This is a genomic window from Duffyella sp. Ts4 (genome assembly GCF_051851875.1).
In the GTDB taxonomy this organism is placed as follows: Bacteria; Pseudomonadota; Gammaproteobacteria; order Enterobacterales; family Enterobacteriaceae; genus Duffyella; species Duffyella gerundensis.
In genome coordinates, this window is sequence record NZ_JBLYPN010000004.1 from 444,107 (window position 1) to 455,154 (window position 11,048).

Genomic DNA, 11,048 nt, shown 5'->3' on the forward strand with positions numbered 1-11,048 from the left:
GCGCCCGGCTTACGGGCGCAGTTTATAGTGCATCAGAACGTACTCGCCTTGTTCGCTCTCGCCCTGCGCAATCACCTGCCAGCCGTGCCGCTGATAAAATGCCTGTGCCGGTTTGTTGGCTAACAGGCATTTTAGCGCACCGGTTGAGGTGAATCGTGCCTGCACCGCTTTTAACAACGCGCTGCCGACGCCGCTGCCCTGATGCTGTGGATCGACAAACAGGCTGTGCAGAAAGTTGTCATTTTCCAGCAGCGCGGCAAAGCCAACGCGATGTCCCTCCTGTTCTGCGACCAACACCGTTTCACCCAGTACGGTGCTGTCAAAATCCTCCAGTTGCCAGCGGCTGCTATCCAGCCAGTGCCAGTTCGCCTTGCGCGATGCCAGAAACAGCGTGCGTAAAAAAGGGCGGTCAGCTTCACAAAAAGGTCTAATTTGCACGTTATGCTCCAAAACATTGACAGGCCACAAGCCTGGCAGTTAAAAGGCCTGTGATAAAATCGAATGGAAAGCGGCAACCTGCCCGGGCCACTTTCGACTCGCTCTGAGCCAGCGCCATGCGCCGTCCGCAGAGCTTGTTAGCTTTTGTTTATCGAATTGATATGGGCTGCTTATTAGCATCGAACAGGGTTTTTCTGTAACGTGCATCACATCTTTTAACGGAGGACGTCAGATGTCTATTATCAATACCAAAATTAAGCCATTCAAAAACACCGCGTTTAAAAATGGCGAGTTCATCGAAGTCACCGAAAAAAATGTCGAGGGTAAATGGAGCGTGTTCTTCTTCTACCCGGCTGACTTTACCTTTGTTTGCCCAACCGAACTGGGCGACGTTGCCGACCATTACGCTGAGTTCCAGAAACTGGGCGTGGATATCTACTCTGTTTCTACCGACACCCACTTTACCCATAAAGCATGGCACGGTAGCTCAGACACCATCGGCAAAATCGAATACGCAATGATCGGCGATCCAACCGCGCAGCTGTCTCGTAACTTTGAAATCCTGCGTGAAGCGGAAGGCCTTGCTGACCGTGGTACCTTCATCGTTGACCCGGAAGGCATCATCCAGGCGATCGAAATCACCGCTGAAGGCATTGGCCGTGACGCCTCTGACCTGCTACGTAAAGTAAAAGCGGCACAGTACGTTGCTTCACACCCAGGCGAAGTTTGCCCGGCCAAATGGAAAGAGGGCGAAGCCACTCTGTCTCCATCGCTGGATCTGGTTGGCAAAATCTAACTCGCCTCACGGCTTTAAACGTTATACGTCACTCAGGCAGTCGCTGGCTGCCTGACAGGTGAACCGTATCTCTCTCATCGGGTGCTTTTTAGCACCCGATGTATTTACCAGACCAGGAACTCACTATGCTCGACAATAATCTGAAAACCCAACTCAAAGCCTATCTTGAGAAATTATCGAAACCTGTTGAGTTGATCGCTACGCTGGATGACGGTGCAAAATCGGCTGAAATCAGGGATCTGCTGGTAGATATCGCCGGACTGTCAGACAAAGTCTCTTTCCGCGAAGAGAACGATAAGCCAGTACGTAAGCCTTCATTTTTAATTACTAACCCAGGCAAAGAGACCGGGCCGCGTTTCGCCGGTTCGCCAATGGGTCATGAATTTACCTCACTGGTTTTGGCGCTGCTGCAAACCGGTGGGCATCCTTCGAAAGAAGCGCAGGAGCTGTTGGATCAGGTTGCCGCGCTGGAAGGCGATTTCCACTTCGAAACCTACTATTCGCTCTCCTGCCATAACTGCCCGGATGTAGTGCAGGCGCTGAACCTGATGGCGGTGATCAACCCGCGTATCTCGCACACGGCGATCGATGGCGGCGTGTTCCAGAATGAGATTCAGGAACGCAATATCATGGGCGTGCCAGCCGTGTTCCTGAACGGCAAAGAGTTTGGTCAGGGCCGCCTGAGTCTGGCTGAAATCGTCAGCAAGGTCGACACCAACGCCGACAAGCGTGCGGCGGAAGCGCTGAACCAGCGTGAAGCTTATGAAGTGCTGATTGTCGGCAGTGGCCCGGCGGGTGCAGCGGCGGCGATTTACTCGGCGCGTAAAGGTATTCGTACCGGCCTGATGGGCGAGCGTTTTGGTGGCCAGGTGCTGGACACCGTGGATATCGAAAACTACATCTCGGTACAGAAAACCGAAGGTGCGAAACTGGCCGGTGCACTGCGTGCGCACGTTGATGATTATGACGTCGACGTTATTGATGCACAAAGCGCCATCAAGCTGATTCCTGCAGCGGCCGAAGGCGGACTGCATGCGGTTGAAACGGCGACCGGCGCGGTGTTAAAAACCCGCAGCCTGATCATCGCCACCGGTGCCCGCTGGCGTAACATGAACGTGCCTGGCGAGAACGAGTATCGCACCAAAGGCGTAACTTACTGCCCACACTGCGATGGCCCACTGTTCAAAGGCAAGCGTGTGGCGGTAATTGGCGGCGGTAACTCCGGCGTGGAAGCGGCTATCGATCTGGCCGGTATCGTTGAACATGTGACGCTGCTGGAGTTTGCCGGTGAAATGCGTGCCGATCAGGTGCTGCAGAACAAACTGCGCAGCCTGCATAACGTCGACGTGATCCTCAACGCGCAGACTACTGAAGTGAAAGGCGACGGCAGCAAAGTCACCGGCCTGCAGTATGTCGATCGTGTGACGCAGCAGAGCCATCAGCTGCCGCTGGCGGGTATCTTCGTGCAGATTGGCCTGCTGCCCAACACCAACTGGCTGGAGGGCACGGTTGAGCGCACCAAAATGGGCGAAATCATCATTGATGCCCGTTGCGAAACCAGCGTGAAAGGCGTGTTTGCTGCCGGTGACTGCACCACGGTGCCGTACAAGCAGATCATTATTGCCAGCGGCGAAGGGGCTAAAGCCTCACTCAGCGCCTTTGATCATCTGATCCGTACCAAACCCGCGAAGTAACCGTTACGCATCATCACCAAAACCCGGGCCTGTCCCGGGTTTTTTGCGTTTGCGCATTGCCGAATACGCCCGCTTGCTTAAGCGCTGCCACTTCCTTATGCTCATGGCGTAACACCGACTCGGGGTGCCCTTTTTTATAAAGGCTGAGAAATACCCGTATTACCTGACCTGGATAATGCCAGCGTAGGGAAGTCAAATGCCTGACCGCATTCGCCTTCTTAGACGCCGGTTGGGAGCTTTATGACCAATCAACCGCAACAACTCTCCGGCGCGTTTGTCGCCACCACGCTTACTCACTTTCAACAGCGCGCACCGCTGGTGCACTGCATGACCAATGATGTGGTACAGGCGTTTACCGCCAATGTGCTGCTGGCCTTGAATGCTTCGCCCGCCATGGTGATTGATGCCGAAGAGGCCGCGGTGTTTAGCCCGCTGGCCGATGCGCTGCTGATCAACGTGGGCACCTTAACGCGCGATCGTATTCCTGCCATGCGTGCAGCCATTGCGGCGGCGCGCGCGGCGAATGTGCCCTGGACGCTGGATCCGGTGGCCGTCGGTGCGCTCCCTTTGCGCACCGGTTTTTGCCGTGAACTGCTGGATCAGCAACCGGCGGCTATTCGGGGCAACGCCTCTGAAATCCTCGTGCTGGCCGGCACGGATGCGCAAGGGCGCGGCGTCGACAGCCTGCATCATTCGCATCTGGCGATCGCGGCGGCAAAACAGCTGGCCAGTCGCAGTGGTGCCATTGTCGCCGTCACCGGCGAAACGGATTATGTCACCGATGGCGAGCGCCTGATCGCCGTGCCGGGTGGCGCTCGGCTGCTGACGCGCGTGGTGGGCACCGGCTGTGCGCTGTCGGCGATGGTTGCCGCATTTTGCGTGCTGTCTGGCGATCGGCTAATGCTGGTGGCTACCGCCTGTCAGCTCATGGCACGCGCGGGCGAGCAGGCCGCCTCAGGCGCTGGCGGTCCGGGCAGCTTTCAGCAGGCGTTACTGGATGCGCTGTGGCAGCAGGGCGCGGAGGGGCAGCCATGAAGCGGATTAATGCGTTGACCATCGCCGGAACCGACCCCAGCGGCGGCGCGGGCATTCAGGCCGATTTGAAAGCGTTCTCTGCCCTTGGCGCTTACGGCACCAGCGTGATCACCGCGCTGGTGGCGCAGAATACGCAGGGCGTGCAGGCGCTTTATCGTATCGATCCCGCTTTTGTCGGCGCCCAGCTCGACTCGGTGCTCAGCGACGTGCGCATCGACAGCGCTAAAATCGGCATGCTGGGCGAGCAGGCGGTGATTGAGGTGGTGGCAGATAAACTGGCGCAGGCCGCGCTGCCGTGGGTGGTGCTTGATACCGTAATGGTGGCGAAAAGCGGCGATGCGCTGCTGGCGCCGCAGGCGGTGGCCAGCCTGCGTGAGCGCCTGCTGCCTCAGGTATCGTTGATCACGCCGAACCTGCCGGAAGCGGCGGTACTGCTTGATTGCGATCCGGCACGCAATGAGGCAGAGATGCGTGAGCAGGGGCGCGCGCTGCTGGCGCTGGGCTGTCAGGCGGTGCTGATGAAGGGCGGCCATCTGCACGAAGCGGAAAGCCCGGACTGGCTGTTTACTTCTGATGGCGAACAGCGCTTCAGCACGCCGCGGGTGAATACGCGGCATACGCACGGCACCGGCTGTTCGCTGTCAGCGGCGCTGGCCGCATTGCGCCCGCGCTATGCCACCTGGGCCGAAACGGTTGAGGCGGCAAAAGCCTGGTTACAAGGCGCACTGGAGCAGGCGGATACGCTGGAAGTGGGGAAAGGTATTGGTCCGGTGCACCATTTTCATCGCTGGTGGTAAAAAAAACGGGAGCAGACTGGCTCCCGTTGATTAGTGTTGCTCAAACCACTCGCTGTTTTGTTCGGAGATAGGCGTGATGGAAAAGATCATTTCCTGCAAATGGCGACGCATCGCCAGCTCGGCGGCATCGGCGTCCTGCGCCGCAACTGCCGCGTAGATTTCTCGATGCTGTTCAATCAGGCTTTCCGGCGGCGACACCTTACTCAGCGTCAGGAAACGCACGCGATCCATGGTGGCCTTGATGTTTTCCACCGTTTCCCAGGCAAGCGTACAATCGATGCTTTCGGCAATCAGACGGTGAAAGGCGTCATCCAGCGCCAAAAATCCCTGAATGTCGTTACGCTGGGCGGCCAACGCCTGCAGGTCAAGATTTTGCTGTAGCGCCAGCAGCGCTACCGGCGTGGCTTCCAGCGCGGCGCGGCGCACCACGGCTATTTCCACCGCTTCACGAATGAAACGGCCATCGGCCACCCGACGGGCGGAGATTTTACGCACAAAGGTGCCACGCTGTGGCAGGACCTGCACCAGGCCCGCTTCCGCCAGCTTGATAAAGGCTTCCCGCACCGGCTGACGTGAAACATCAAACCGCGCGGAGACCTCTTTTTCCGACAGCAGCGAACCGGGAGGAATAATGCAGGTGACAATCTCCTGACGCAGATAGCGATAGATCTGCTGATTGACCGGCTCAGAAGCCGTAATGGTATAGGCAATCGACATGCGCAACATCCCTATAGTGGCTGGCGGCAACAGAGCCTGCTTTGATAAAAAAAGGGTGCCCAAACGGGCACCGCTAGTCTAAACAGCCCTTATCGCCAGCGCCAGCGCTTTCCGTTTCAGCCGTTTGCCACCGCCTGCGCCACCGTGGCCCGCGCGCCCTGACGCAGTAGCTGCTGATAACAATCATTTACCTGCGCGACAAAATCGGCGTTGTGCGGCAGATCCTCACCAAATACCGATTCGATGCCCAGCAGCGCTGCGACCCGCGCTTCGCCTTCTGCACTGGCCGCCACGCGCTCTGCCAGTTCACTCTTCATGGCATCACGCACCTCAATGGCGTTGCCCTGTTCGTCAACGGCGCCGACATAGCGAATCCACGCTGCCACGCCGAGCGCCAGCAGCGGATACGCGCTGCCTTGCGCGATGTGCCAGCGAATGCTGTCGAGCCAGCGCTGCGGCAGCTTCTGCGTGCCGTCGGTGGCAATCTGTCCGGTGCGGTGTTTAATGGCGCGATTTTCATAACGCGCCAGCAGCGAATCCGCGTAGGCCACCAGATCGACATCCGGCGTGCGCAGCGTCGGTGCCTGTTCATCCAGCATCAGCTTACGCGCCGCCAGGCGGAAATCGCCGTCCGCCATACAGTCGCTGATGTGTTCATAACCGGCAAGGTAGCCGAGGTAGGCGAGAAATGAGTGGCTGCCGTTGAGCATGCGCAGCTTCATCTCTTCAAACGGCAGCACGTCGCTGACCAGCTCGGCACCCGCTTTCTCCCAGGCCGGACGACCGTTGACAAAATTGTCTTCAATCACCCACTGGAAAAAAGGCTCACAGGAGACCGCCACCGGATCGTAGCTGCCCAGCGTCTCGCTCAGCGAGGCCAGCGCCTCATCGGTCATGGCAGGCACGATGCGATCTACCATAGTGGAAGGAAAGGTCAGCGCGTCGGCGATATAGGTCGCCAGCTGCGCATCCTGCGCCTGTGCCAGCTGCAGAATTACGTTGCGCGTGACGTGGCCATTCTCCGGCATATTGTCGCAGGACATCACGCTAAACGGCGGCAGGCCGCGTTCATGGCGTCGGGTAATCGCCGCCAGAATCACGCCGGGCAGGGAAACCGGCTGCTGTGGGTGCGCCAGGTCATGCTGAATATCGGGATGCTGCAGGTTCAGCTGGCCGGTTGCTGGCTGATAGCAGTAGCCTTTTTCCGTTACCGTCATTGAGACGATAGCGATATCGGGCTGGCACATCGCCTCAATCACCGTCTCAATGCCGTCGCCTTTGCCATGCAGCGCGGCGGTAATGACGCCAACCACCCGCGTATGGCGTGAGTCATCGGCCAGTTCGGTCACGCTGTACAGCAGGGATTGCTCACGCAGTGCGGCGATCAATTCACCGCTGTTAAGGTTTACTTCGCAGTAGCCCCAGTCGCTGTGATGCTCACTGGCCAGCTTATCGGTGCAGACCGCCTGATGCGCGCGGTGAAAGGCACCAAAGCCGATGTGCAGCATGCGGGTTTTCAGGCGGGAACGATCGTAATCTGGCAACAGCGTGGAAGAGGGGAGCTTATCGACGGCCAACATAGTTCATCCTTTTTACAACAGGGGCGCGACGGGCGCGCCCGGGTCAGGTTAAATCGAAACGGGTTTGGTCGTGGCTTTTGGCTCTTTAATCACAAACAGCACCAGCAGCGCACCGACCGCGGCGACCACGCCCGCCAGCACGAAGGCGCTGTCGAATTTGCCGGTATGATGCACGATAAAGCCGGTGACTACCGGGCCGATAATGCCGGACAGGCTGCCGACCAGATGAATAAAGCCGCTGATGCTGCCGACCCGGCTTTTATGCACCACGTCCTGAATAATCGCCCAGTAAATGGCACCGGTGATGTAGAGGAAGAAGATCGACACCGACATCATGATAACCGCAGAGTTGACCTCTTTTACCGTTCCCGCTAGCGCGACACAAATCGCCGCCGCCATTAATGAGAACACCAGCACAATTTTTCTGGAAAGCAGTAACTTGCCGGTAATGTTAAAGATTTTATCGGAAATCCAGCCGCCCAGCGCCAGGCCAACAAAACCGACGATCCACGGGATCATGGTGGTGATGCTCATCGCCTTGATATCCAGGCCGTGCGCCTGCACCAGATAGGCCGGGAACCAGCTCAGGAAGAAGAACAAAATGTAGTTGTAGCAGAAGAAAGCAAAGGCGGTAACGAGGATGATCGGCTGACGCAAATAGTGCGCGAGACCGTGCGACGCTTCGCTGGCTTCTTCCGCCGCGGTTTGCTGCTCCGCCTTCAGGCGTTCAATTAGCGAACGCTCTTCCGCCGAGACACGCTTGCTTTTCGCCGGGTTGTCGGCGGCAATAAAGAACCACGCCGCCATCCACACCACGCCAATCAGGCAGATAATGACAAACGCCGGACGCCAGCCAAAGCCCAGCGCCAGATAGCCGATAATTGGGCCGGCAATAGCACCGCCCAAAGGTGAACCGGCACTGAGCAGCCCCATGGCGGTGGCCGCCTGTTTCTTCGGAAACCAGCCGTTGATCGCTTTATTCGCCGAGGCGCAGATCGGCCCTTCGGCCATGCCGAACAGCACGCGCAGGATCAGCATTGACCAGAAGCCGGTGGCGACCGCAGTCAGGCCGCAGAACAGCGACCACAGCCCCACCGCCAGGCCGAGCACCAGCGTCGGGCCGAACTTATCGGTCGCCAGGCCGCCAACAAAGTTAAAGATGGCGTAGCCGAAGAAGAAGCTGCCAAAGATCAGGCCGAACTGCTCAGCGTTAAGCAGCAGATCTTTCTCGATCATCGGCACCGTCAGTGACAGCGCCACGCGATCGAGATAGTTGATCATGTACACCAGGAAAAGCAGCAGTACGAGGGTCCAGCGTAGATTCTTAAACATTGAAACTCCGTCATCGACTGTTCAACCCCTTCATTATTCAGCGTGCGGACGCACCCGGCGTGTGGATGCCAGCGTGCTCCGCAACCTGAAGAATATGAGGCGTTTGTTGTTGTGTTGAGCCGAAGCGATTCGGCCTGTTTGCCCAGGGTTGAGCGAGTATTACGACATCTGCAAAATCACCTTGCAGCAGGTGCGCGGATCTTTTTCAAACAGCGTCATCGCCTGTTCGATGTCGTGCAGCGGAAAATAGTGCGTTACCAGCTTTTCAGGCTGAATCAGCCCCTGCTCCATCCAGCCGATTACCTGCGGGAACCGCTTGCTGTTGAGCCGCGAGGTAAACAGCGACAGCTCTTTACTGGTCAGGCTCTGCTGCGTAATGGTTGATGGCTCGCCGGAAAAACCGAGCAGGCCGATACGCGCAGCGGGTGAGGCCAGCGCCGCCGCTTCCGCCATAATCGAGGGATGGCAGGCGGCATCGATAATCAGCGTGGGCTGCACGCCTTCCAGCTGCGCCGCCAACGGAATGTCCGCGTTATTAAAGGTTTGATCGGCACCGTTCTCTATCGCCAGCTGCAGGCGTTCCGGCAGGCGATCGACAACCAGCACGCGTTTTACGCCGTAAACGCCTTTCAGCACCTGAATCGCGGTCAGTCCCATGGGACCTGCGCCGTAAATCAGCGCGGTGTCCTGCGGCTGAGGTTGCAGATAAGCGGTGATGTTGGCAGCAATAGTGAAAGGTTCCACCAGGCTAGCAAGTCGGTCAGGAATGTTGTCCGGCAGCGGATAGGCGTTAGCGGCGGGCACCACCGCGTAGTCGCTGAAGCCGCCATCACGATGCACGCCGATCACCTGCAGCGTGCTGCAGACGTTGGGCTTGCCCACCGAGCAGGGATAGCAATGGCCGCAGTTCACCACCGGATCCACCGCCACGCGCTCGCCGATGCGGCGGCTGTCAACCGTATCGCCTACCGCATCGATCACGCCAAAAAACTCATGGCCAATCACGCGTGGATATTTGGCAAACGGATTGTGGCCGTGCCAGATATGCACATCGGATCCACAGATGCTGGCAAACTTCACCTTAACGCGCACCTCGCCGTGAGCGGGCTGGAGATCGGCGCGTTGCGCCAGTTGCAGTTCGCCGGGACGTTCAATCACCACACTTTTCATTTTGCCTCCTTACCAGTTCCACAGGGTGCCATCTTCCAGGCGAGCGACCGGCAAATAAGCGGGTTCATAGGGATATTTAGCAGCCAGCTTTTCATTGAACTCAATGCCAAGACCAGGCTTATTGCCGGGATGCATATAGCCATTATCAAAGCTCCAGCTGGCATCAAACAGTTCCATCATCTGCTCGGAATAGCCCATGTACTCCTGCACGCCGAAGTTAGGTACCCACAGGTCGAAATGCAGCGCGGCGGCCATGCAGGCAGGCGACAGATCGGACGGCCCGTGCGAACCGGTGCGCACCTGATAAAGCGCGGCAAAATCGGCAATACGGCGCATGCCGGTAATGCCGCCAGCGTGGGTGATAGTGGTACGGATATAGTCAATCAGCTGCTCTTCAATCAGCTGTTTGCAATCCCAGATGCTGTTGAACACTTCGCCGACGGCAATGGGCGTCACCGTATGCTGGCGGATCAGGCGGAAACACTCCTGATTCTCGGCAGGGGTCGGATCTTCCATCCAGAACAGGCGATAATCTTCGACGCTCTTGCCAAAACGCGCCGCTTCGATCGGCGTCAGGCGATGGTGCATGTCATGCAGCAGATGCTCGTCAAAGCCGAAGCGATCGCGAATAGCGGCAAACAGCTTCGGCGTAAAATCGAGGTATTTTTCCGTGGACCAGAGCTGCTCTTCCGGCCAGTTGCCTTTGGTAGCGGGTTCATAGGCCAGCCCTTTGCCTTTGGCCATGCCGTAGGTGGTTTTCATCCCGGGCACGCCGCACTGAGCGCGAATTGCTTTGAAACCCAGCTCTTTATGCTTCGCGTAATCGTCCATCACTTCGTCGATGCTGTGGCCGGTGGTGTGGCAATAGACCATCACGCCGGTGCGCGAAGCGCCACCCAGCAACTGGTACAGCGGCATATTGGCGGCTTTGCCTTTGATATCCCACAGTGCCATATCCACCGCCGAAATAGCCGACATGGTCACGGGACCGCGACGCCAGTAGGCGCCTTTATAGAAGAACTGCCAGATATCTTCGATCTGATGGGCATCGCGACCGATCAGCTGCGGACAAACGTGATCTTTCAGGTAAGAGGCCACCGGCAGTTCACGCCCGTTGAGCGTGGCATCACCGACGCCAGTCAAACCCTCATCGGTGGTGATTTTCAGGGTGACAAAATTTCTGCCTGCACAGGTGACAAACACTTCCGCTTTAACAATTTTCATCTTTAGCGCCTTATCGCTGCGATCAATGATGAAAAAATACGCCCATAAATACTACCATACAAGTTAGTGTTGCAGAGATGTGAAGGGATTCACAAAATGGGGGACGCAGACGGCTGCAGGGCGTTTTGCCTTGCAGGTGGCTTGTTAATGGCCAGGTCAACGGCTATGTCGTTCTGCCTTGAAGGCGGCCTTTTAAGGGCCAGGTCAAGCGCCAGGTCAAGGGCCATTTCGTTCAGGCTAAAGCCTGCCCGAGCAGGGCCGGCAG

The 11,048-nt window shown here is 57.7% G+C and carries 10 protein-coding genes and 1 riboswitch; of the genes, 4 read left to right on the top strand and 6 right to left on the bottom strand.

The window, feature by feature from the left end:
• Positions 1-9: 9 nt before the first annotated feature.
• The gene (locus ACJY2L_RS09810) at positions 10-438 is read right to left on the bottom strand and encodes a GNAT family N-acetyltransferase (RefSeq protein WP_187485679.1); all 429 of its coding nucleotides are present in this window, start codon (positions 436-438) and stop codon (positions 10-12) included.
• A 232-nt stretch (positions 439-670) separates the two neighbouring features.
• On the opposite strand from ACJY2L_RS09810, the gene ahpC reads away from it, so the two are divergent.
• From ahpC to thiD, 4 genes are all read left to right on the top strand, one after another.
• Entirely contained in the window at positions 671-1,234 is a 564-nt protein-coding gene (ahpC, locus tag ACJY2L_RS09815) for an alkyl hydroperoxide reductase subunit C (protein ID WP_067432192.1), read from the top strand.
• Positions 1,235-1,359: 125 nt separating this feature from the next.
• Complete coding sequence (gene ahpF / locus ACJY2L_RS09820; RefSeq protein ID WP_439212390.1) at positions 1,360-2,928, top strand: alkyl hydroperoxide reductase subunit F; 1,569 nt, start codon at positions 1,360-1,362, stop codon at positions 2,926-2,928.
• 110 nt (positions 2,929-3,038) lie between these two features.
• Positions 3,039-3,135: riboswitch (TPP riboswitch) on the top strand.
• A 33-nt stretch (positions 3,136-3,168) separates the two neighbouring features.
• Complete coding sequence (gene thiM, locus ACJY2L_RS09825; protein ID WP_439212389.1) at positions 3,169-3,963, top strand: hydroxyethylthiazole kinase; 795 nt, start codon at positions 3,169-3,171, stop codon at positions 3,961-3,963.
• A complete protein-coding gene (gene thiD, locus ACJY2L_RS09830) occupies positions 3,960-4,760 on the top strand; it encodes a bifunctional hydroxymethylpyrimidine kinase/phosphomethylpyrimidine kinase (protein ID WP_439212388.1) in 801 nt (266 codons plus the stop codon). The genes thiM and thiD overlap by 4 nt, the downstream gene beginning before the upstream one ends.
• Positions 4,761-4,790: 30 nt before the next feature.
• Here the strand turns inward: thiD and ACJY2L_RS09835 are convergent, their stop codons facing one another.
• From ACJY2L_RS09835 to manD, 5 genes are all read right to left on the bottom strand, one after another.
• The gene (locus tag ACJY2L_RS09835; RefSeq protein WP_187487450.1) at positions 4,791-5,477 is read right to left on the bottom strand and encodes a GntR family transcriptional regulator; all 687 of its coding nucleotides are present in this window, start codon (positions 5,475-5,477) and stop codon (positions 4,791-4,793) included.
• Between the two features lie 116 nt (positions 5,478-5,593).
• Positions 5,594-7,057 carry a mannitol dehydrogenase family protein gene (locus tag ACJY2L_RS09840; RefSeq protein WP_439212387.1) on the bottom strand — a complete coding sequence of 488 codons (1,464 nt, stop codon included), beginning with the start codon at positions 7,055-7,057 and terminating at the stop codon, positions 5,594-5,596.
• Positions 7,058-7,105: 48 nt separating this feature from the next.
• On the bottom strand, positions 7,106-8,389 hold the full coding sequence (locus ACJY2L_RS09845; protein WP_067432171.1) for an MFS transporter: 1,284 nt from the start codon (positions 8,387-8,389) through the stop codon (positions 7,106-7,108).
• A 159-nt stretch (positions 8,390-8,548) separates the two neighbouring features.
• A complete protein-coding gene (locus ACJY2L_RS09850) occupies positions 8,549-9,559 on the bottom strand; it encodes a Zn-dependent oxidoreductase (protein ID WP_439212386.1) in 1,011 nt (336 codons plus the stop codon).
• A gap of 9 nt (positions 9,560-9,568) precedes the next feature.
• Positions 9,569-10,783 carry a D-mannonate dehydratase ManD gene (gene manD / locus ACJY2L_RS09855; RefSeq protein ID WP_067432165.1) on the bottom strand — a complete coding sequence of 405 codons (1,215 nt, stop codon included), beginning with the start codon at positions 10,781-10,783 and terminating at the stop codon, positions 9,569-9,571.
• Between the last annotated feature and the right edge of the window lie 265 nt (positions 10,784-11,048).